Source organism: Cellulomonas sp. URHB0016 (assembly GCF_054057935.1).
In genome coordinates, this window is the sequence record NZ_JBSRZU010000001.1 from 3,114,672 (window position 1) to 3,137,213 (window position 22,542).

The following is a 22,542-nucleotide window of genomic DNA, read 5'->3' on the forward strand; positions in this document are numbered from 1 at the left end:
ATGACTCGGAGCGCGCGGCGTGGCCTCGTCGTCGGGAAGACCAGGTCAGAAGTCGGCACGGACCCGCTCGACGGCGCCGTCGTCCCTCACGACATAGCCGGCGCCCGGCATCGTCCGGTCGATCCGATGAGCCGGGGCCAGGTCGCCGTAGCCGTCGCCCAGCACCATCCGTGTCTCGGAGGACGACGCCAGCCGCAGCGCGATCGTCTGGGTGAACAACTCGCGCATGCCCACGGTCTCCTTTCGCGGGTCCTGCACGAACGCCACGACCATCACGCCCAGTGCGCGCCCCTGCGTGAGGATCCGCTTGAGCAGGGAGCTCGCCTCGTTCACGACGTCCCGCGAGGCGTACGCGGTCAGGACAGCGAGCTCGTCGATCAGGAGCAGGTGCACTGGATCGCCCTGGGACGGCGTGAACTGGCGCGACAGACCGCGCATGACCGTCTGCCGCTCGACGATCACCTGATGCAAGGAGTGCAGCAGCCGCAGCGCTGTCTGCTCGTCCATCGCGACCGACGAGAACATGCCGGCACCGACCGCCACCTCGACACCTCCCTTGAGGTCGATGCCCCACAGCCTCACCAGGCCCGCGTGTGCGGCCGGCGCGAGGTTCCCGGCGATGCCCCAGAGGATCGACCCCTTGCCGGCGCCCGACCGACTGACCACGAGCGTGTGGAGGCCGTTCAGCTCGAGCCGCCACGGTGAGCCGTCCGAGCGCCGGCCGAGAGTCACGGCCTCCGTCTCGAGCTCGGAGGGAACCGGCGCGGTCGTTGGCTCGTGCAGCAGCTCGCGCATCGCCAGGACCATCTCCACGACGCCGGGCCCTACCCGACGTGAGTCCGCAGACTCCGTCCCGAACGCCGTGGCGATAGCCTGGACCGCGCCATCCACGTCGTCCACGGTCTGACCGACAGCGGCACGAACCCGCAGCGTCAGCGTGTTCCCGCTCGTCTGCACCTTCAGCAGTCGGGAGATCGTCGGAGGCTCCTCGATGGTCCGGCGCGACGCCAGACCGCACCGCTCAGCAACCCGATCCCATCCCTTCCGGACCCGACGCCGCCACGCACGCCGACGGAGCGGGCCACCGAGCACCGCCTCGTACGTCAGCGGGCTCACGGCCTCCCAGACCGCCCGGATGAGGCTCCACGCCGGGACCAGCCAGAAGGCGACGAGCCCCGCCGCCTCGTGATCGGCGATCACCAGCACGTTGCCGATCACGAGGCAGACGAGCACCGCGCGCCATGACTGGACGGTCCAGGACACGAAGCGCCGGCACGCTCGGCACAACCGCCTCAGCACGAGCCAGGCGACCCGGAAGCCAGCCATCACGCAGCCCGGCCAGCGATTGTCACCGCACCTGCCTGGAGCTCGAGGGACGGGAACGTTCGCAGCGGCGGCACGAGGTCGCCCCGGCAGAACACCTTGAACTCCGCCTCGGGCCAGCTCCCGCCGCTCCAGACCGCGAACCCGTGGCAGGTCCTGGTCGCCTCGTAGGTAGTGACGTGGTCGAGCGCGAGCCGCCACGCCAGGTACTCCGCGGCTGCCTGGCAGGTGACGTGCACCGACACGATCCCGTGCCCGACGTCGGTCGATCGCACGTGACCGTCGACCATCGCCACCACGTCGGAGGCCATGGTCAGCAGCTCGAGGATCGCCGGCCCTACCTCGACCGACGTGCTCTCGGTCCGTCCAGCAGCGGCCAGCTCGGACATCACGCCGCCGCCTTCGGCTCCCCGAGCTTGACCTGCTGGCCAGGCGTGGCGAAGCCCTGCGCGCGGAACGACCACGCGATCCGGGGCCGCTTGCCCGAGTCGTCGACGTACGGCAGCGCCGTCAATCCGACGAACTCCACCGGCGTCCACGGAAGCGGCGAAGTGTTCTTCGGCGGCACCGGCTGGACCTCCGCGGCGAACTTCACGGTCACGCCGATCTCCCGTCGGCCGGCCTCGTTGTCGCCGTCGATGACCGTGCACTGCCAGAGCCGCAGGCCGGTCTCCTTGTCGTGCTGCTGGGGCCGCGACCCGTCCGGACGCTGCTCGGCCTGGAAGTCCGTCACTGGCTCCACCAGCCCGCGCAGGTAGGCCCCGTTGGGGAACACCGTCTCGTGGGCGATCCCGAAACGCTTGGCAATGGCCATGATCCCAACTCCTTCACTCGACTAGAGCAGTTCTCTGCTCGACTCCAGAGAACCACTCATCTAGAGGAGTGGCAAGGGTTGGGGATCACTTAGCGGGGAACCGGTACTCCAGGACGTAAGCCGGAGCGGCCTTCACGGTGTCCGTGGTCTCCACGGGTACCCCGTCCTTGCGGAAGGCTATTCGCCGGACGGTGAGCACAGGCGTGCCGTCAGGAAGCCGGAGACGTTGCCGCTCCTCCGGCGTCGGCATCCGCGCGGCAACCTCCTCGGTGAATTCTGCGAGGTGGTGCCCGTTCTCCTCGAGCCGCGCGTACACGCCGCCGGGACCGGTGTGGCGTTCCTCGATCGCGGTCCCCTTGGCCAGGTCAGCCGGCACGAAGGTCTGCGCCAGTTCAACGGGTTCACCGTCGAGCAGGTACCGCCGGCGCCGGGCGAGCACTTTGGCGCGCGGTCCGAGAGTCAGAGCCTCGCGGACATGGGGGAGCGCAGTCTCGTACCCCACTTCGAGCTCGTCGACGCTCGGAGCACCCACTCCCTGCGCCTCCGCGATGAACGCCGCTTGGCCGGCCTCGCGCTGGCGGCGTGCGAATCGGTCCGACGCAACGCGCCGGACGACGGGCCGCGCGCGGACGAACACGCCGCGGCCATGCTCAGCGACCAGCAGCCCTTCGGCTTTCAGGAGCGCAAGCGCCTGGCGCACGGTCATGCGCGCAACCTGGTACGACTCCATCAGTTGCGTCTCTGAGGGCACCTTGTCGCCGGGCCCGAGCTGTCCCGCGATGATCTGAGCACGCAGCGAATCGGCGATCTGCTTGAACAGCGGGCGGTCGGAGTCCTTGTCGAGGGCCGTGCCGGAGGAACCTACGACGTGCAGGCGCGTCGCCCGACTCTCTTGGCTGCTCACTCAGACTCCTGTAGACGTGTGTAGTTCCTACACTGGCACAGACGGGAGGTGGACCACAGATGCCAACGCCCCAGCACTCAGTCAGCGCAGCGGGGATCGTGTTCGACGCCAGCGGCAAGCGCGTCCTGCTGATCCACCGCCGCGACAACGGCCGATGGGAACCACCCGGGGGCGTGCTCGAGCTCGGCGAGACAATCGAAGACGCAGTCCGCCGCGAGGTTGAAGAGGAGACCGGTGCCAGAGTCGAGGTCGAGCGACTCACCGGCGTCTACAAGAACATGCGCCAGGGAATTGTCGCCCTCGTGTTCCGCTGCCGACTAGTGTCCGACCCGCTATCGCAGACCGACGAAGCGACCACTGTCGCTTGGCACGACATCGACGACGTCCCTCGCCTCATGACACCGGCGTACTCTGCTCGGGTGCTTGACGCCCTGGGTAAGGATGTGCACGTCCGAGCCCATGACGGCGTGGACATTCTTCCTGACGGTGCGATCACGTTCACCTGATAGAGACTGGCTCTTACGCCAGGCGTGGCGCCGACCGCTGTGCGCGAACTTGAACCTCGACCTCGCGACCGCACTTTGAACCGCCCGGGTTCAGTGCAGGTTCGGTTGTGCTGAGTTGACCGTCTCAGCTACCGGGTTTCGACGGCAGTAGCTAGCTTCGCGCTCGGATGCTGGGATGTCGCCGAAGCTCGTCCGGATACTTCCTCGGTGCCCGCCAGGGTCCTCATCCTTGCGCGGTGAGACCCTACATCGATCCGTCGGCGGCTCAATCGCCGGACGACTTGAGCTGCTGCGTGTAATTACCGACATCGTCAGCAAGGGCGAGCGTCGCTGTACACGACGACACCCGGCAGGGACTAGCGTGCGAACCGCCAGGTCGCGCAACTCGCCGAAAGGCTAGGGGGACGGACACGAGATGGCTAGGCCGTACCGACAGGAGATGGCGCTTCTCGCGGACACCTTGTCATGGGCGCTCGACGCTGAGCTGGCTCCGCTCGCCGCCGCTGTCGGCCGGGCGAGTACGGGTCCGCTGGCCGCTATCGGCTCCGGCGGATCCCTTTCCACGGCACACGCCCTGGCTTACCTGCACCGTTCGCGCACCGGGCACCTGGCGGCGGTGCTGACGCCCTACGAGGCAGCGAGTACCCCACTGCAACGTGCAAATGCCGTTTGGCTGCTTAGCGCGAGCGGCAACAACGTCGACATCGTCAACGCCATCAAGGCTGTCGTGACTCGCGAGCACCGCCAGATGGCAGCGCTCGTCGGCCGCGAGAACAGCAAGGTCGGCAACCTACTCGCGCAGCATCCCTACGCTGACGTGCTCACCTACAGCGGGCCTGCAGGCAAGGACGGGTTCCTGGCGACCAACTCATTGCTTGGGGCCGTGACCCTCCTGACCCGCGCCTATACGACTGATGGTGCGACCGACGCGCTCAGCAGCTCCGGGGTACGCGGTCTGCTGATGCAGGCCGCGGATGTTGAGTCCGCGCTCGTAGGGCAATGGCGCCAAGACAGCGCCACGCTCTGGGATGCAGGAACCCTGATTGTGCTCCACGGCGCGGACTCCGCAGTGGGCGCCGTGGATCTGGAATCCAAGTTCACGGAAGCGGCGCTCGGGCAGGTGCAGGTAGCGGACTATCGCAACTTCGCGCACGGACGTCACCATTGGATCGCCAAGCATCCCGACACGACAGCGGTCCTCGCGCTGGTTGCCGACGCTGATGCCGACATCGCCGACCGGACATTGCGGCTGCTGCCGAGTTCGGTCCCTGTCGTGAAGCTGTCCTTGCCGGGCAGCGGTGGCCGAGCGGCGCTGCTGTCCTTGCTCGCAGCCTTCCACCTAACGAGATGGGCGGGTCAGGCACGTGGCATCGACCCCGGGGATCCTGGCGTGCCCCCGTTCGGTCGGCGCTTGTTCCATCTGGCGCCCGGGCGCCCGGGAACCGCGACCCGCCCGCATGTCAATGCGCACGTTGCGGCCGCGATCGAACGGAAGGCCGGCCAGCCGCTCCAGCATCTGGCGACGGCTGGAACGCTGCCGAATTGGACTCAGGCGTACAAGGCGTTCCGTCGAGCGTTGCTTCGGTCGAGATTCACCAGCGTGGTGTTCGACTACGACGGAACGCTCGTCGACACGTCCGCGCGCTACCAGCCACCGCGGCCCGAGATCGTCGCGGAACTTGTCCGACTCTTGCGTGGCGGTGTTCGCGTCGGAATCGCGACCGGTCGCGGCGGGTCGGTTAGCAAGGACCTGCGAGAGGTGCTGCCGCGCGAGCTGCACCACCTGGTCCTCGTCGGGTACTACAACGGCTCCGAGATCAGCGACCTCACCGTCACCAGCTGTCCCGATTCGAACGCGCCGCGCCATCCGGACCTCGTCGAAGCCGAACAGTTGCTGCGAGCTCACCCAGATCTTGCAGGTATCGCCGACCCGGAGACCCGCGCAAACCAGCTGACCGTAACGATGAGACAGGCCTACGACGAGACGCGACTTTGGCGGATCGTCGACACGCTCATCGCCTCGCGCGTGCCCAAGCTCAGAGTCATCCGCTCCAGCCACTCGATCGATGTGGTGACGCCGCAGGCGTCGAAGCTGCATGTGGTCGACCGTCTGCGCTCACTGGGGACGGGTGACGTTCTCGCGATCGGGGATCGGGGTGAACGGCCCGGCAACGACCACGAGCTGCTGTCGGTGCCGATCGCGTTGAGTGCCGACGAGTGCTCAACCGACCCGAGTTCTTGCTGGAATCTAGGCTCCCCTGGACAACGAGGCACCGCGGTGACGCTGGAGTACCTGCGCGCCTTGACGGTGGACGATACCGGTCGGGCCTTCTTCACCAGCGGTGGCCTCCGATGAACCGCGACGTGACCCTCCGGCTGCTCGGACACGTCATGGATTGGGACCAGGACGAGGCCCACCGAGAATACGCCTGGCTCGAATTGATCGCGAGCATAAAGTACGACACCTACCGCGACTTCGAAGCTGGCATGCGGTTTATGGAGAGCCTGGCACGGTGGATTCAGCAGTTCGAGAAAGCCGAGCGCCAGGCAGCGTATGAGTTCGTGCGCCATCGTCTGCTCTTCATCGGACCGCGGGAGATGCACCGTCTTATCGACCAGTTCTACCCAAAGTTTGCGCATCCGACGATCGTCAATGAGATCGCGGCCCGAAATGACATTCCCGCTTGGCAGACAATGACCACCCCACAGTTCCGGGACGACGTGGCGTCGTTGCGCCGAAAGACATTGTTCCTTGGTCTAAGCGACGGCGCCCGCATCGACGTGTTCCGACACCACAACGTCGGTCGGATCACGAATGAGCAGGTCGCACCGACCACGCAACTCGACGAGCACAAGTGGCAAGATGTCCTCGACGACTTGCGCAAGGTCGAAGGTCCGGACGCACGCTTCGAGATCGTATACCTCATCGACGACTTTGTCGGCACTGGCACCACTTTCTTGCGTCCCAAAGAAGACTCCGATGAGTGGACCGGCAAGCTTTCAAAGTTCTTTAAATCCATTGGAAGCCGGCATGTCGACCTATTCTCGGACGATGCAAAGCTAGTGATCCACCATTACATCGCGTCTCACGACGCAACGTGTCGTTTGGAAGAAAGCCTTACGGAGGCCGACGGCTGGATTCAGGGGAAGGGTTGGTCAAAGCCCCGCTCGACCTATGGCATGCGACTGCCCGCAAAGACGAAGCTGTCAGTCGAATCGCCTTCAGATGAGCCATTCATTCGACTTGCGGAAAAGTACTATGACCGAGATCTCGAAGATGAGCACACGATCAAAGGCGGCACCGAGAAGGTCGATCTCGGTTACGGCGGATGCGCCCTGCCAATTGTTTTGGAGCACAATACCCCGAACAACTCCGTGGCGCTGCTTTGGGCCGAGACTGACGGGCAAAACGGGGGCGCGGCAATGCGAGCATTGTTCCGTCGACGCCAGCGCCATGTGAAGGGACAAATCTAGTGGTCAACCCGTTCGAGAAGCGGGCGAGTGAGTACCTGCGGGACGACGAGGCGTTCCTTTCCGTCGTCTCGCCCGAACCGTTGACGACTTACTTCGGCGGCCACGCGCGTAACGGCACGCTGCTCGACCGGCTCGTGGTCATCTATGGCACTCCTGGAAGTGGCAAGACCACGCTGAGCCGATTGTTTCAGTTCTCCGCGATCACTGCGCTTCGGCGCAGCCCTTCCTCGGATGGTTACCGCGCCATCCTGGACGCGCTGCGCCAATGCGGCGCAGTACGCGCTGGCGAGCCCGCCGTGCTCGGATATCGCATCCCGCTGGAGTCTGAGTACCGCGAGTTTTGGCAACTGCCCTACGACGACGACCTTAAGTTCGGACTGATGACGGCACTCGTCCAGGCGCGCGCCGTCCTGGGATGGATGCGCAGTCTCCAGGCAGCGGGAGCCGACCTCGAGGATGTGAAGGTAGTCGCGAGAGAGGGAGTCTTCGCCGGCGCTGAGGCGATCGGCGGGCCCGAAACGGATGGCATCGCCACCCGGGCGCGCGAGCTGGAGCGTGCGTTGTACAGCGTGTCCGCGGCGCTCGTTCCGCCATCCGTTCGCGATCTGCCGGAAGCCGCAGTGTCCGCGTATCAGCCGTTCGACGTCATCGAGCGCATCGATGTGCGACTCGACGGCGCCTACCTGCAGTTGCGGCCGCTGATCATCCTCGACGACGCACACACGCTGCACCGCGACCAGTTCGCTCGGCTGCGGCAGTGGCTAGGGCGCCGCGAACCGAAGATCGGCAGATGGGTCATTACCAGGCTGGATGCCCTCACACCGGATCAGGTCTTGCAGGAGACCGGTCCTACAGTCGGCCGTGACATCACCGAAATCCCGATGCAGAGCGCTTCCGACCGGGGTGCTGAACGCAAAGCGTTCCGCGAGCTGGCCATGAACATGAGCCAGCGCTATCTGCGCCGGTGGGACACGTTCGCAAATCGGGGTGCTCACGACCTGTCAGCGATGCTCCAGACACGCGAGGTGAGCCTCCCCGCGGCTCAGCTCACCGAGTTGCGTGGTCGTGTCGATGCGCTACAGGACCGGATCGGACTCGTCGACCGGCGCCGGCGTGAGCTGGAGAAGCTCGTAAACGACCAGGTCATTGAGCCGGATCTGCGTCTTGCGGCGCTGGCGATCACCATGGAGCGGTATCGGCTGCGCACCAAGGCGCAGGTGCCGGAGTTGGACTTGTTCGATACCCACCCTCTCGAGCTTGATCTCACCCCGAGCGTGCCGCTTAGCGTCAACGCAGAGGTGATCGACGGGGCGCGGATCCACCTGATGCATCAGTTCAATCGTCCGTACTACTTCGGCATGACGAAGGTCTGCGATGCTGCCGGTCAGAACGCGGAGCAATTCTTACATCTGGCGGCGGCCCTGCTCAGTCAGATAGAGACAAAGATGATCCGAGGCCATGCGCCCAGCCTGACGGCGCGTGAGCAGGATCGGATCCTGCACGCGCGCGCAACGCAGACGATCGACGAGTGGGACTTTCCGCACGCCGGTGCGGTCCGTCGGCTGACCGAGCAGATCGGCGCGCTTTGCGTCGAACGCAGCCTCGAGCCAAACGCGCCCCTGGGCGGCGGTGCGATCGCGTTTGGCGTCCCGCAGCACCAGTACGACGGTCTGATCCATCGCGACCGACTACTGGCCGAGGTCATCCAGTTCGCGATCGCATATAACGCCATCACCGTCCAGCAGCATCACAAGACCAAGAACCGCGAGTGGTGCCTCCTGGAACTCGGTGGGAACGCGCTTCTCAAATCTCGGCTGACGTTCCGGCGAGGCGGGTCCGTCGAAGGCACAGTTGCGGACTTGTTAACCATGGTGGAGCGCTAAAATGCGTGTCGACCCACGGTGGGACTTGGCCGTCACACATTACGAAGCGGCCTTCGATCAGTTCGCTGTTGAGTACTTCGGCGCGTCAAATAGGCGCACTCTGGTCATCGCAGGCGTCGGGTTCGACCCGCGCACGAGTCTGCTTTGCGAGAAGCTTGCCGAGGTGAACACCGGAACGCTCGACGGCGTCTTCGTGCGGGAGGAGCGCTCCGCTCCGCCTAACCTGTCACTGCTGCCGTTGGCCGAGGACAACTACGCTCGACTGAAGGCGGCCGTTCAGTCGCACCGTGATATTCAGATCGACGTGTTCGAAGAAGATGGCGCTGTGCAAGGAGGCCGTGTCGTCGCAGATGCCATCAGCCGCCTGGACCTTCACGACTACACCGACGTGGTCGTCGATCTATCGGCAATGTCGGTCGGGATCAGCTACCCGTTGGTGCGGCTACTTAGGACGATGCACTGCGATAGCGGAAGACCGGCAAACCTGCACCTCGTGGTCGCGCACCAGCCTGACCTTGACGCGCAGATATAGGTGACCGCGTCAGATCGCGTGACTGCCGTGCATGGATTTAGGCCCGACTCGTTCCTCACCGCGTCACCTGATCCGGTGACGTTGTGGATGCCCTTGATCGCGCCGGGCCGAAAAGCCGTTCTCGCCTCTCTGAACGAGTACATTCGGCCAGATGAGGTGTGCCCTGTGTTTCCTTTTCCGGCACGCGACCCACGAACGGGCGACAATCTCCTCCATGAACTGCTTGGAAGTGACGCGCCGATCCCGGACGTCGAGCCGCGCTCTATCGTTTATGCTGACGAAGGTGACCCTCTCGACCTGTACCGCGCGATCGTGCGTTTAAACGGTTTGCGAGTTCAAGTGTTTGACGAAATGGGTGGGTCCCGACTGGTCGTGTCACCGCTGGGGAGTAAGATCATGGCCGTCGGGGTCCTGCTCGCCGCCATCGAGCTCAACCTGGCCGTGATGTATCGCGAAGATTTCAGTTATGAGTACAACGAGAAGGACCGGCCGGAATCCGGTCCGACGCTCGCCCACGTATGGCTCGAAGGTGAGCCATACAAGGATCAACAGACGACCGCGACACGGATTGCAGAGGAATAGCATGCCGGCCACGACGGGATGCCCCACCGTCTTCGGTGCAGGACTGGTCGCGCTCGACCTCGTGGTTAGTGCCGACCTCGACCGGCCCGTCCGATCGTGGGCGGGAGGAACCTGCGGCAATGTCCTGTCGATCCTGTCGTACGTCGGATGGAACTCCTATCCGATTGCACGCCTAAACTCCGACTCTGCCGCGGCTCGAGTCGCCGCCGACATGCACCGATGGGGCGTCAAGCTCGATTTCCTGCATAGCGGTCCGCAGGTCAGCACGCCGATCATCATCCAGGAGAACCAGGTGCGCCCCGACGGCTCCCGGAAGCACCGGTTCAAGTGGGAGTGCCGTCGATGTGGCAGCTGGCTACCACGTTTCAGTGCCATTACCCGGACTGTCGTTCCCGACGTCGAGCGGTCCATGGGAGCCGTGGACGTCTTCTTCCTCGATCGACTTTCGCGCGCGACGCTCACCCTCGCCCAGATCGCGAGCAACCGCGGCGCGGTCGTGATGTTCGAACCATCTGGCCGGTCCGACCCGAAGTTGTTCGCCGAGGCGTTGCGTCTAGCGCACGTTGTTAAGTACGCGGACCAGCGCCTGAGCGACGCAGGCGGCACGATGGGCGATGACACCGCGACCCTCTTGGAGGTACAGACCCTCGGCTCGGATGGGTTGAGATTCCGCCGCAAGATCAACGGGCGCGCTTCCGGGTGGAGCGCACTGAGTGCCGTCGACCGCGACGACATCGTCGATACATGTGGGTCGGGTGACTGGTGCACCGCCGGACTCCTGTCGAGGTTGGCGACCAACGGTCGCGAAGGCCTAGAGGCCTCGAGCCTGGAGCGCGTCGCCGACGCGCTTCAGTACGGCCAGGAGCTAGCGGCCTGGAACTGCGGCTTCGAGGGCGCCCGAGGCGGTATGTACGTCGAGCACGGTCCGGGCATCCTGGACGTCCACCTGCAGCACGGGGCGAGTGCTACACGCGAAGAGGTCTCCGACAACGGCAACGTGTCGTGCCCGGCATGCACCACCCTCGAGGCCTAGTTCGGGAAACGCCGCACGGGCCTCCGACCCTCTCTAAACCAGCGCATGGCAGGTGCCTGAGTCGGTTCCCCGTACAGTCGCGTGCCTCACAAGGTTCCGGCCCGCGAGCCCGATCATGCGGATGGGCCTCCTACCTCGCCCTGTCTCCGCGGGGCGGCTTCCGTCGCGCGACGTCGGCGGGTTGCGGGAACCACCACACAGGCTGTCGTCCCGATAGCGCAGCGTCCGGAAGCTGGCGCGCCTTCCAGTCCGGTTCGTCTCGCCTGTAAGACGGAGTTCCTCGACTCCGTACCGAATGCCTGTCGCCTGCTACCCTGCAGGTGATCGACCTGTTCGGGACATCATCGGTGGGCCTTGGGTCGGGCAGCGTCAAGAAGTCCTAGGGACTGTCGTGTCGCCGCTCGGTCGTCAGCCCGAGTATCCGAGGATGTTCACCGAGTCAGCTCGATCGCCAGATCGGACCCACGCCACGCGATGGAAGGGCCACCTGGGACGAGTCTCACGGGACTGCGCCCCTGATTTGGCGCCGAATAGTTCCGTTCGAGAGGACTCGTTTCTTCATGTCGCACTCCACGACAAACTTCATCCTCGGAGGCGTGTCGGTCGACTTCCCCGACCTCGCCGCCGGCCAGGCCATCAAGAACGCTGCTAGGCGTCTCGAGACGGCGTTCGGACTGCCCGCTGACGCCGCTTTCGCAATGGCAACGGCGACGGTGGACCCGTCCGAGGTTCGCAACCAGATCGACGCCAAGTCGCCCTTCGGCCACCTCCAGGCGATCCAGACCCCTGCGGGGTACTTCCTGCTCGCGCAGCAGACCCGGGTGTGGACGTCCATGATCTCGGGTGACGGTGGTAATGGTCGTAGCCGCTACAAGATCCAGACGGCTACCGGCGCCGGTGCGCGCCCGCGCCCCTGGCCTATCGGCCGCCACCACATGCCGGCGGTCGTCGACTACCACACGCCGTCGCTGGCCGACCTGGCCACAGCAGTGCGCCTCAGTGCGTCGGAGATCCGTTCGCACGACCTGCTGATCCAGATCGCAACGAACCCTCGCGGAGTCTGGAACCCGCCGGTCGTGGTGCTCGCGCGCGCTCGGGTCTCCCACACCGATGGCACGCTCGAGGAGCGTTGGTTCCTCCACACCATCGAGGGCAGCACCCGTGTCGAAGCCTGTCATGAGCTCACGGAAGTCGACGCTGCCGATCCGCTGGAGCACAGCCACGAGCCGCTGGCGTACCTCCGCCAGTCGCACCAGACGCTCACGGACCGGTTCTCGACCACGCCGACCTCGTCGAAGACGCTGGCCGCCGCCCGGGGCGCGCACATGCCGGCGCTGATCGTCGTTGGTGCCGTCGAGGACGACATGGTCACGCCGATCACGGCCAACTTCCCGATGATCGTCAACGACTACGTCGAGAGCGTCCACGTGCAGCCCCGGCCGTTCACCGAGGTGGCTCAGAGCAATGTCATCGGGGAGCGCTTCGTGCTTCGTCTGCAAACCGCGGGTCGGCTGGCGGAGAACGACGCGGCGGCCATCCTCGGCCGCGACCCGAACGTCGCGGGTAAGCCCTCGGTGCGGGCGGCCACCCTGGTGCGGGCCGCCTGCGACGCCAAGAACGACCCCGTGCTACGTGAGTTCCTCATCACAGAGCCCGGTGCCAGGCTGACGAAGGCTAAGCGGGCCACGCTCATCGCCCCCCTCGTTGTCCGGCAGTTCGACCAGGCGGCGGATTCGGCCGAGCGCGCGCTGATGCGAGCGTTCACGCCCGACATCCTGATGTCGACGTGGAACTTGACCGGTGTCTCCAGCGACGAGCTGCGGAAGGACTGCGTCGCGGACGTCCTGGCGGGCAACTCCGACAGTTCGGCGCTGGCTGAGCTGGTGGCCCGCGGTGGTCCGGCTTTGTGCGCCTCCGGTCTGCTCCTGGGTGACCAGGGGTCCACCGTCGACGGGATCACGGAGCTCCGTGGCAGCGTGGAGAAGGTGGTGGAAGCGCTGGCGAAGCGCGTCGGTGGCGTTCACCTGCTCGCCGACGCCATCGCCTGGGCGGATGGTGAGCGGCGCGAGAAGCCGCGCCAGTTCGACATCGACGGCACGGTCAAGCTGGACCCGCATGGAGACCCGCTGCACTTTCCGCCCACCTGGCAGAGAGGCAACAAGGGCGTGCGCGCGCTCGCCTTCACCGATGACGGAGAGATCCCTGAGCCCAAGGCCAAGCGGACCACGCCGACCGTGGTCAAGCAGACTCCGGAGGAGCGGTACAAGAGCGACGAGGTCGAGCTGCTGGAGAGGCTCCTCGCGGCGCAGACCACGCTCATGGACCTCGTGGCAGCCAAGGACGAGCACGGTGCGAAGCTCATCGAGAAGCTCGGTCTCACTAGCGCAGCGGTCTATGAGACGTTGCCCAGCCAGCTGTCGAAGATCTACGCGCGCTTCGGCAACGAGGACGACGTGCTCTCGGCGTTCGACGAGGACGAGCTGCCGGACGGCGACGTAGGTTCCGGCGACGAGGACGAGCGCGACGACGAGTTCGAGGACGAGCTCGAGGACGAGTTCGAGGACGAGGACGAGGTCAACAAGTGAGCCAGTTGACCGCCAGCCGATACCGCGACCTCTGTGCTCTCGTGGGTGAGGCACTCGACCATCCTCGCCCGCAGCTCGCCGAGGTCGGCGCCCTCGTCAAGTGGCCCGTGGCGATCTACGTTCTGGGGCACCGGCACCCGGCGTCGGGAGTGTTCCTCGCGGACTATGTCGGAAGCGCAGTGCGGCTGAAGACCGACGTGTCGGCACGGATCCGTTCCCACCTCGACGTGCCGGCCAAGCGGCAGGTCTTCACTTGCCAGGTCGTTCTGCCCCTCAGGCCGACGCTCGACCCGGCCGAGGTGCGTCGGCTCGAGGGTGTAGTCGCCAGGGCGCTGGGTGTGCCCCGCTGGTGTCAGCGGGTGCCCGGCGGTCGCGGGCGGTAGGGGCGCAACGCGGGGTGGGGAGGTGGCCGATTGCTTCCCCACCCCGCTCGCCCTGCCCGAGAAGCGGTCCGCCGGTGCCGAGCGTCCGCGACGTTCTCAGGTGGAAGAGGCCTCGCGCTCGTCGGAGTCCCGGGCACGCTGAGCCGCGCGGCTGGCGTGCGCCTCCACTAGGTCGGAACGATAGGACCAGCAGCGGTCCACTACCGTCCGTGCGGCGCTGAGCTGCTGCTCGGTCACGTCCTGCGTGGGCGGCCCTGGAGGTAGCGTCGCCCAGTCGCCGATCGCGGCGCCCGAGCGGACCCATTCGGCATAGCTGCCCGTGTCGTCGTCTTGCGGGCCGATTTCGACCTCTGGGGGCGTGCCGGCCAGAGCAAGATTCACGGTGACGGCCAGAAGATTGATGTCATCCGCCGACATGGGTCCAAAGCCCGGGCGCGAGCCGTCCGTTAGGGCTACGAGCTCGGTTGCGAGTGGGCGGTTCCGTATCGCCGGACGATGCAGATACGAGTTTACAAAGTCTTGCTTCACGAGCGCTCGCTCGACAGGGCGGTAGTCGGAGCCGACGCGAAGCAGTTCCGCACTCCACCACAGTCGCGCGAATGCCTGCTTGTGAATCGCACCCTTCCAGCGGTTGGCCGGTGCATCCTGGCCCCAACGCCACGTGACGTACCGGTCGTTGTGCAGAGCGAGCCACAGCCACGTGAGCTGATCCGATGCCTCCCGGCGAGTGAGTCGCAAGGCTGCATGCAGTCGCGGCGCGAGCCAACGATCGCTCGACGGAGCATCTGACCACGAACCTTCTTCCTCGAGGGTCCAGAACGACTGCATGAGTGACTCGAACGACGCGAGGGAGATCCTGGATGCATCGGAACGTATGACGTCCGTCTCGTACGGGTTCGCGGAGCCATGGTCTGCCCGGGCGCGATTCCGCTCGTCGGTCGTCAGGTCCCTGCTGTAAGTGCCCAGTGACCTAGGCATCGATAGCTCCCTTGCAGGCGAGGGCGAGGGCAGACGAGACGCCCGTCAGGCGCGCAACGGTCGTGTCCATGTCGGCCCATAGTCGGTTTCGTTCGTCGATCGTGCGGGCCGTCGCAATGCGTGCAACTAGGTCGTGAGTGGAATTCAAGCCCATGCCGCTCGACACCGCGTCGAGCACCTCCACCAGACGGGAGTTCCCGGGCAGCTGCGCGTCATCGTCGTCCGCGGTCGAAGCCACTTCGTCGACCGCGGCTCGGAGCAGCGCCGTCGTCGCCTGACGTGCGACGTCCGCGCCCAGGAGGTCCTGGAGACGCCGCTTCTCGAGTTTTGGGCTCTTGAGATAGAGGATCTCCTTGAATCCCTCGATGCCTTCGTTGAGCAGGAGAGTCGCCCCTCCGTCGGTTACGTCAACAACGCAGTAGGCGGCGGGATCCAACCGTGCGAGCTCTGGCGCGTCAGGCTTCCGGAAGTCGACCCACGTGAAGTCGAGCGGCGGAGCGCCCGGTGGCCTCGGAGCGCTTCCGGCGTCGGCCACCACGTCCCAAGAGTGAGATCTCGCGATGACCCGCAGCCTGTCGCCAATGCGCGCAGTTAGGTGCGCCTCGACGACGGACTTACCTGCGAGGGTGTCCTTGGTGAGATGGACGGTCCCGACCCAGCCTGAGCCATCAGGTGTCAGAACGAACGAGGCGCGCGACGCGCTCTGCCGTGTCGAGACCATCACGTACCCGGCCGTCGGTACGAGCCCGTCGACCGAATCACGGGCGTGTGCACGGACACGGAGTGCAGCGTTCGTCCACTCGCGGCCGTCAAGTTCGATCCGGTACCTCGCGGCATCTGCGAGGGCGGTGGAGTCCTGGCCGTCGATCTCAACAGCCTCGATCTCGAGATCCCAGGGTTCGCGATACGTCGGCCACGGGTAAAGCGGGCTCATGCGTCGACCTCCGTGAGATGCGCTTGAGCTGTCCGAACGTCCTTGACCAAGACGTCGACGACGACCTCCGTCGCGCGGAGCGGCAGCGATCCTCCGCGTGCACTGACGACCGCGCTCAGGCGGCGCTTCCTGGGGATGTGGTCGAGTTGAACGCAGCCGTCGACCGTCCGTCCGCCCTCGACGATCCTCAGATCTCGATCCCATGGAATCTCTGTGTGCGAACCGTCAGCACCCAACGCCACGAACACGGGACGGACCGACCATCCTGCCTCTCGGTTCGGGGCGCTGACTCTGAAATCAAGCTCCCATCGCCCGTCGACGATCTGTTCCTTGAGGATCTCGATCTTCGGGCTTGCATGAGAAGCGCCACCTGTCCCGCCGCCCGTCCCGGGTCCACCGCGAAGGAAGCGCATGTTGCGGAGGACCGACTCGGGCGGCTGACCGGCTTCGACAGGCGGCGGACCAAACAGCGCTCGAAGCTCCTTGCGGATCGACTCCGGGATGTCCGTCAGGTTCTTCCTCCACGGCTGGAAGTACCGAGTGCTGACGTTGACCTGCGACGCCTGAGCGCGCCCCGAACGCGGGATCCACTGATCGTGCGCCGGCGGCTCCGCGAAACGGAGGAAGTCGTCTGCATGCATCTGATGCGTCGTTGGGCTGTCCTTCGCGACCGCGGCGCCCGCGAGAAGAAAGGCGTGGTACTTGTGTCCCTCGTACTTGCGCTCGATGGTCTCGACGACCATCTCGGAGCGTCGAAGCAGGCAAACCTGATCCTCGAGCGAGTCGGGCGACTCGTCCGACAAGGTCACGACGAGCTTTGCCGTGTGGGTGAACGCCTCGTGGCCGTCCTTCCGGCTCGAGATCTCGATCGGGATATCCCGCACCACGACATCGCCGACCTGCTCCAGTGAAGCGTCGACATCCCCGGCGTCGTATCTCGTGAGCGCCCGTGACAGCTCGGCGAAGGTCTCTTCGGGATCGATGGTCTTCGACACCACGAGTGCGTCGTTGTCGAATGACTCGATGCGAACCGAGAGGCGGCCGCGGGTGATCAGCGGCCAGAAGTTCTCCTCCACACCCTGGCGCAGGTGCTCGACGTAGCGGGTCATCCGTGTGTCGGGATCCTCATCCAACTCGCCGTCCGGATCGTAGAACCCGAGCAGGAGGGCCGAGGTGCCCGGCCGTGCGTCCTGACGCTCAAGACGCAAGCGTCGAGCCAGCTCGATGTCGCCCCAGCTAGACGTCACATCGTCCCCCTCGCCCGGGCTGAGCGCCGCGACTCCGAAGTACCCCCGTCCTTGGTAACGGGTGCCGTTGACGATATGAACGACGCCCTGCTGCACGCCGAAAATGCGTGTGCTCGCGCGTCCGCCTACTGCGTCAACCGTTGCCACAGTGGAGTTGAACAACACCGTCTGAAGTGCAGAGAAACGCCAGTAGACCGCCTTGCCCAGCCCGAAGCTGCCGCCCGCCGCCTCTGCCTTTCCGCTGTACAGGTCCATACGACAGAGCTTGATGAAGTTGCCGAACTCTTCGGGGCTGGCGGCTTCGTCCTCAAACTCCGGTCCCGTAAGGCCCCCGCAGCCGTAGTCGGCGATACGAAGAAGGACCAGGTCCTCCCGATCTCGCACCGCCGTGCGGCCCTCCGCAATCTGACCCGCTGAGATCGCGCCGTCTGCCGACTGCCCCATGCTTTCGAGGTGACGATCGAGTTCGTCCCAGTCCGCCGCATGCTCGAAATCGCGCCGGGCTTCACCCGTCAGTCGGATGAACGTGTACACGAGTTCGGCCGCTTCGCCTGGACGCCGCGCGTCGTTGGTGTTCTGTGTGGCCTCGCGAGCCAATGAACCGAGCCCTGCGCTCACTGTCCATTGGTTCGCGTTCCCGTAGTTTGCGTACGCCCGGCCCTGCTCTCCCCACTGCCACCGCATCAGCGCACAGCACCCTTCGTCGTCGAGGACCCACGTCAGGATTCCACACAAGGCCGGGCCAACGTGGGCCTTGCCGTGGTTGCCCCGGTTGTGCCGGAAGAGTTCTGCACGCCGCGCGCAGCCTGGGTGCCGCCTCGGGCGCCGCGTGGCCCGGGCTGGGCGGCGGGACTCGACTGGCTTCCGCGCTGGCGTTCAGCCAGGCGTCCGGACAACTGAGCAGATTCGGTCGGCGACCACTTCCGGGCTCTCGTGCTCCCAAAATCGCATCACCCGCCATCCGGCCGCCTCGAGCATGTCGTCCGTCTCGGCATCCCTCGCCATGTTTCGACGGAGCTTGACGACCCACCAGTCGGCGTTAGCCCGTGGCTGCGTGCCGTGCTCGGGGCAACCGTGCCAGAAGCAGCCGTCGAGGAACACCGCGACCTTCACCTTGGTGAACGCGATGTCGATACTCCGTCGGGCCGCCCCGGGTACGGGGTAGGCGACGCGGTACCGAAAACCGTGGGCATGCAGGAGCCTCCGAACGTCGAGCTCGGGCTTCGTGTCACGACGCCGTGCTGTGCTCATGCGGCGGCCAACCGAGGGGCTGGACGCCCCCGGATGGGGACCGACGTACGCCATGGCTGCCACGGTACCCACAGTGCACGACCAGCTTGTGTGCGCAAGAGAGAGAACCGCGTTTCCCCTGGTCAGAGACAGGCTGGCAGCAGCTAGAATCGGCGAATGACAAGCGTGGAACTCCGCCCCAACCCCGTCACGGTCCTGGACCTGTTTGCGGGCTGTGGGGGCCTGACCGAGGGGTTCCACCAGTACCGGCCCGAAGGTGGCGCCGGACCCGTGTTCCGGACCGTCGGTGCCGTGGAGTGGGAGCCAGCTGCAGCCGCCTCATATGCGGCCAACTTCGGTGGCGGATCGACGCGCTGCGGCAACTTCGACCCCCCGGAGATCGTCTGCCGCGACATCGACGGCTGGGAACCCAAGTGGATACCCGGCGACGTCGACGTCGTCGTGGGCGGTCCGCCCTGCCAGGGATTCTCGGGACTGAACCGCGAGAAGGTGCGCGCCACGCGAAACACCCTGTGGCAGGAGTTCATCCGCGTCGTGGTCGCACTCCAGCCAAAGGTCTTCGTCATCGAGAACGTCGACAGGTTCCTGCGGTCCGTGGAGTTCAAGGACCTGAAGGAGCGCATCGGGGGAGCCGACCTCACGAACTACCGCCTGGTCGACCCGGGCTCAAAGCCTGGCGAGACCGAGTGGGAGCACGACCGTCGCTACTTGCTGAACGCAGCCAACTATGGAGCTGCCCAGGCTCGACGTCGGGCCATCGTGATCGGAGTTCGCACTGACGTCGACCTCCGCGTCGACCTGCTGCGCTACCCCAAGCCGACGCACTCAAAGGACGTTCTGCGCCACAAGGTGGCGCTCAAGGGACTCGACCTCCCTCTTGGCGCGGAGACGGCATGGGAGAGCGTTGACGGAGTCTTCGCCGACAGTGCTCGCATGGCGATTGCCGCAGACCTGCCGACCTCCGATCGGAAGCCGGTCCAAGGTGTCGACGGCAAGTTCGCCGGCCCGTTCCTGACGACTGACTTGCACATCGGACGACGACCGGAGACGATTTCGGTCTCGCGCTACCAGGCGATCCCAACGAGCGGGAACCGAAAGAACCTGCGAGGTAGGTATGCATGCAGGTTTGACGACGGGGCAGAGATCATCATCGAAAAGGATGGCGAGCCTCGTGGCAGTGAAGGTGAGCTGAACGTCCTTGGTGCGCACTTCGTTGTTGACGCTGGGGCGACCACAAACCGACGGATCGTGGTGACGTCCATCGCCGCGTTCGAATGGGCAGCCGAGACCCGCACTCGCCGCAGCAAGTCCGAGAAGTTCCGGGCCGTCGTCAGCGACGGGGATGTCGACCGCAATGCTGAGCTCGAGTACCTCTCGACGGAAGCCTGGGACGCGCACGACGCAGGTGCTGGGGACGTCATGGGCCGGCTCCGGTGCGGAGAGCCCTCGGTGACGATCCGCACGGAGTTCTTCAAGCCCGAGAAGGGGCGATATCTCCACCCGACCGAGCATCGCCCCATCACCCATTTCGAGGCGGCGCGACTCCAGGGGTTCCCCGACGACTTCAAGTGGTGTGGGTCGAAGCTCGACATCGCGAAGCAGATCGGCAACGCGGTGCCGGTCCCGCTCGGCCGCAAGATTGCGGAGTCGATCTACGAATACCTGAACCAGTCGCCGGATGGCGTGACGAGCTAAACCGTCGTGCAAGCCGAGGCCTCGAAAGGGCTCGATCTCGAACAGAGGCGGCTGACTCGGATCGTTCTCGGGATCCTCAGGAACCTCCGCCTGCGTCACGCGGCCCCACGGCCACCGCCTACGACGACGCCATCGAGGACTCCGCGATGACGCCCGTCCGATCCACCAGCAACGACGTGCTGCGCCCGGGCGGAACGCGTCTAGGGGGCAGCCTGGGGGGGCGCCGACCGGCACAGGTGCGTCGAAATTGGTGCGACGCCAAGGCGCCCGGGCTCAGAGGTGACCCCTCCGAGCCCGGGCTGCCCAACGAGGTTCGCTCACTTAGCCGGGATGATGGCCTTGTCCTCCGAGTCAGCTCGGTGCCAGGTCGCGGCGTCGCCGGCGTGGCTCTGGCCGACGATGAACTTGGTCAGCACCTTGAAGTCCTGGGCACGCGAGCGAGTGGCGAAGGACCCGCCCTCGCGCGGCTCGATGACACCGAGAGCGAACCAGCTGTCCGACGTGTTCGCGAAGACGGGGAGCGCCATGTGCTCATCGAAGTTCGCCCAGGCCTTGGTGATCTGCTCCGGCGTCATACCGGCGAGGCGCAGCTCGTGCCACGCCGCTGCGAAGGCGCGGACGATGACGTTGGAGCCGATGAGGTGCTGCTGACGGAGCTCACCGGCCGCGAGGTCGCCGTCGATGACGTCGGCGAGCAGCGGGAACGCCTCCACGATCGCGTCCTCGAAGGCGTCGAAGGACTTGACGAGGTCGATCTCCTTGAGCGACTTCGCCACGACGCTGCCGATCCGGCCGTTACCCACGGCTAGGGCACGGATGACGTCTGCGACGTGCTTGGCGCCGAGCAGGTAGGGCGAGGACCCGCCCACACGGTCCTGCTCGAGGTCAACCCGCCCCTGCAGCAGCTCGGAGGTGTCCAGGACCACGTTGAGGGCCTTGCCGACGGCCGTCCGGTCGTTGAAGCGGTCCCGCACCGAGCCCGTGATGCCCTTGGCGTTGTCGTTGATGTCGACGAAAATGCGTCGCGCGACCTCCGGCGTCTCCACCAGCACGATCTGGACGGACACACGCTCCGAGCCGAGGCGGTCCCGCACGGCCAGGATGCGGTCCAGGTGCTTCTGGTGGTGCTCCACGAGAGCCGGCTCGCCCTGCTGCTTTGCCGCCGCCAGGTTCGCGCGAGCCTCCTCGATCCGGCGACCCAGGAGCTCCCACGCAAGGTGGAACCCGAGGGTGCGGTGCTGGCCGTCGACGATCTGGATCTCGTTCTTGGCGTCCTTCGGAACCGCGAGGATGCCGAACTGCGTGGTGCTGGTCGCGATTGCGTCGTAGGACTCGAACTTGAAGATGTCTGCGGGAGCCCGCAGGAGCAGAGCGGGCGAGACCCACTCCGGCTGCTCCAGCAGGTACTCGGCAAAGTCCTGGGCGTGCTTCGGCACGATGCGCCGCTGCGTGGACTTGCTGTCGAGCGGCTTGTCCGGGTCGGGCTTCGGCAGGAACGTCACGAGCTCACGCACCGAGAAGTCCACCGAGTAGACGGTCCGGCTGCCCTGCTTGTACCGGCTGGCGAAGAACCGCTCGAAGGGGTCGTACCCCGTGGGAAGGATGGGCGAGTCGTTCATCGGAACCTCCTGGGTGTGAGCTGAACTGGCGATGGAGGTAGCTAACCAGGCAACTAGCTAGATCGACATAGATTAAGATTAAATCCCTGAAGCTTCACCCCATCGGAGTAACTGCCAGCAGACGCTCACACGCGCCGTAACGGTACGAGCCGCCTCTCGCGCTCGCTCTGCCAGGCGGCTCGTGCCTCGGGATGCCCGCGCGCTCGTGAGAACTTTCCTTACTGACTCAAGGCGCGCGGCTCCGCCGCGCGCGGTCGGCCTCCCGGGCGGGGCCCCGCGCTGCGCTCGCAAGCTCGCTGCGCGCACCCCACCCGTACGGCCTCCCACACACGACGAAGGCGGCCCCGAGGTCATCCCCGGAACCGCCGCTACCACCGCCGAGTTGCACTGTCCTGACCGCCCGGCCCCGCACCGACCGCCGATCGTCCGGCCGTCTCCGGCCCACGTCAAGGGCGCCTACGGCGTCGCTCCGCGATGGCTGGCGCCACCCTTGACCCGGACCTCCGACAACCGAGGTTGCTCCGCTATCGGTTCATGACCTCGAACTGCCGCAGCCGCTGAATTGGTCGCCGTTGCTCTCCGCTTTCGAGCCCCAGCAAGCCCGAGATCGTGCAACGCATTACACGGCCAGACAACACGTAAGCCCAGGTCAGTGACACCTCATCGACCCCCGTCGACCCCATCCAACTACTGCCAATCAACCCCACCGCTACCGCCAGTCGAAGGGCCCCACCCGCATGATCATGCGGAAGTGGGGCCCTTCGTCGTTCCCGCTGCTCCGATTTGGCTCGGCATTGCT

General features: G+C 65.7%; 19 protein-coding genes. 10 read left to right on the top strand and 9 right to left on the bottom strand.

What is annotated here, in order from left to right; genetic code table 11:
* Positions 1 to 45 precede the first annotated feature (45 nt).
* The 4 genes from ACVW07_RS14345 to ACVW07_RS14360 all read right to left on the bottom strand — a co-directional run bounded on the left by ACVW07_RS14345 (position 46) and on the right by ACVW07_RS14360 (position 3,041).
* The gene (locus ACVW07_RS14345; protein WP_456819909.1) at positions 46 to 1,263 is read right to left on the bottom strand and encodes an FtsK/SpoIIIE domain-containing protein; all 1,218 of its coding nucleotides are present in this window, start codon (positions 1,261 to 1,263) and stop codon (positions 46 to 48) included.
* A 62-nt stretch (positions 1,264 to 1,325) separates the two neighbouring features.
* Positions 1,326 to 1,712 (bottom strand): hypothetical protein, encoded by a 387-nt coding sequence (locus ACVW07_RS14350; RefSeq protein WP_456819910.1) that lies wholly within the window; start codon positions 1,710 to 1,712, stop codon positions 1,326 to 1,328.
* A complete protein-coding gene (locus ACVW07_RS14355; RefSeq protein ID WP_456819911.1) occupies positions 1,712 to 2,137 on the bottom strand; it encodes a plasmid replication, integration and excision activator in 426 nt (141 codons plus the stop codon). Before ACVW07_RS14355 ends, ACVW07_RS14350 begins: the two co-directional genes overlap by 1 nt.
* An 85-nt stretch (positions 2,138 to 2,222) precedes the next feature.
* Positions 2,223 to 3,041: a GntR family transcriptional regulator gene (locus ACVW07_RS14360; RefSeq protein ID WP_456819912.1), complete on the bottom strand. Its 819-nt coding sequence runs from the start codon at positions 3,039 to 3,041 to the stop codon at positions 2,223 to 2,225.
* A 59-nt stretch (positions 3,042 to 3,100) separates the two neighbouring features.
* Here ACVW07_RS14360 and ACVW07_RS14365 point away from each other — a divergent pair, with 59 nt between their 5' ends.
* From ACVW07_RS14365 to ACVW07_RS14405, 9 genes are all read left to right on the top strand, one after another.
* Positions 3,101 to 3,547 (top strand): NUDIX hydrolase, encoded by a 447-nt coding sequence (locus tag ACVW07_RS14365; RefSeq protein ID WP_456819913.1) that lies wholly within the window; start codon positions 3,101 to 3,103, stop codon positions 3,545 to 3,547.
* Positions 3,548 to 3,986: 439 nt separating this feature from the next.
* A complete protein-coding gene (locus ACVW07_RS14370; protein ID WP_456819914.1) occupies positions 3,987 to 5,903 on the top strand; it encodes a hypothetical protein in 1,917 nt (638 codons plus the stop codon).
* On the top strand, positions 5,900 to 7,021 hold the full coding sequence (locus ACVW07_RS14375) for a phosphoribosyltransferase-like protein (protein WP_456819915.1): 1,122 nt from the start codon (positions 5,900 to 5,902) through the stop codon (positions 7,019 to 7,021). Before ACVW07_RS14370 ends, ACVW07_RS14375 begins: the two co-directional genes overlap by 4 nt.
* Entirely contained in the window at positions 7,021 to 8,904 is a 1,884-nt protein-coding gene (locus ACVW07_RS14380) for a hypothetical protein (protein WP_456819916.1), read from the top strand. Before ACVW07_RS14375 ends, ACVW07_RS14380 begins: the two co-directional genes overlap by 1 nt.
* Positions 8,905 to 8,929: 25 nt before the next feature.
* A complete protein-coding gene (locus ACVW07_RS14385) occupies positions 8,930 to 9,436 on the top strand; it encodes a hypothetical protein (protein ID WP_456819917.1) in 507 nt (168 codons plus the stop codon).
* Between the two features lie 75 nt (positions 9,437 to 9,511).
* Positions 9,512 to 10,018: a hypothetical protein gene (locus ACVW07_RS14390; RefSeq protein ID WP_456819918.1), complete on the top strand. Its 507-nt coding sequence runs from the start codon at positions 9,512 to 9,514 to the stop codon at positions 10,016 to 10,018.
* A 1-nt stretch (position 10,019) separates the two neighbouring features.
* Complete coding sequence (locus ACVW07_RS14395; RefSeq protein WP_456819919.1) at positions 10,020 to 11,051, top strand: PfkB family carbohydrate kinase; 1,032 nt, start codon at positions 10,020 to 10,022, stop codon at positions 11,049 to 11,051.
* 596 nt (positions 11,052 to 11,647) lie between these two features.
* The gene (locus tag ACVW07_RS14400; RefSeq protein ID WP_456819920.1) at positions 11,648 to 13,636 is read left to right on the top strand and encodes a hypothetical protein; all 1,989 of its coding nucleotides are present in this window, start codon (positions 11,648 to 11,650) and stop codon (positions 13,634 to 13,636) included.
* Complete coding sequence (locus tag ACVW07_RS14405) at positions 13,633 to 14,019, top strand: hypothetical protein (protein WP_456819921.1); 387 nt, start codon at positions 13,633 to 13,635, stop codon at positions 14,017 to 14,019. The genes ACVW07_RS14400 and ACVW07_RS14405 overlap by 4 nt, the downstream gene beginning before the upstream one ends.
* A 96-nt stretch (positions 14,020 to 14,115) precedes the next feature.
* Here ACVW07_RS14405 and ACVW07_RS14410 read toward each other — a convergent pair whose 3' ends face one another.
* The 4 genes from ACVW07_RS14410 to ACVW07_RS14425 all read right to left on the bottom strand — a co-directional run bounded on the left by ACVW07_RS14410 (position 14,116) and on the right by ACVW07_RS14425 (position 18,483).
* Complete coding sequence (locus ACVW07_RS14410; protein ID WP_456819922.1) at positions 14,116 to 14,997, bottom strand: hypothetical protein; 882 nt, start codon at positions 14,995 to 14,997, stop codon at positions 14,116 to 14,118.
* Entirely contained in the window at positions 14,990 to 15,931 is a 942-nt protein-coding gene (locus ACVW07_RS14415; RefSeq protein WP_456819923.1) for a hypothetical protein, read from the bottom strand. Before ACVW07_RS14415 ends, ACVW07_RS14410 begins: the two co-directional genes overlap by 8 nt.
* Positions 15,928 to 17,796: a hypothetical protein gene (locus ACVW07_RS14420; protein ID WP_456819924.1), complete on the bottom strand. Its 1,869-nt coding sequence runs from the start codon at positions 17,794 to 17,796 to the stop codon at positions 15,928 to 15,930. The genes ACVW07_RS14415 and ACVW07_RS14420 overlap by 4 nt, the downstream gene beginning before the upstream one ends.
* A 258-nt stretch (positions 17,797 to 18,054) precedes the next feature.
* Positions 18,055 to 18,483 carry a very short patch repair endonuclease gene (locus tag ACVW07_RS14425; protein WP_456819925.1) on the bottom strand — a complete coding sequence of 143 codons (429 nt, stop codon included), beginning with the start codon at positions 18,481 to 18,483 and terminating at the stop codon, positions 18,055 to 18,057.
* Positions 18,484 to 18,585: 102 nt separating this feature from the next.
* On the opposite strand from ACVW07_RS14425, the gene ACVW07_RS14430 reads away from it, so the two are divergent.
* The gene (locus ACVW07_RS14430; RefSeq protein WP_456819926.1) at positions 18,586 to 20,124 is read left to right on the top strand and encodes a DNA cytosine methyltransferase; all 1,539 of its coding nucleotides are present in this window, start codon (positions 18,586 to 18,588) and stop codon (positions 20,122 to 20,124) included.
* Between the two features lie 317 nt (positions 20,125 to 20,441).
* Here ACVW07_RS14430 and ACVW07_RS14435 read toward each other — a convergent pair whose 3' ends face one another.
* Complete coding sequence (locus ACVW07_RS14435; protein WP_456819927.1) at positions 20,442 to 21,743, bottom strand: DNA sulfur modification protein DndB; 1,302 nt, start codon at positions 21,741 to 21,743, stop codon at positions 20,442 to 20,444.
* Between the last annotated feature and the right edge of the window lie 799 nt (positions 21,744 to 22,542).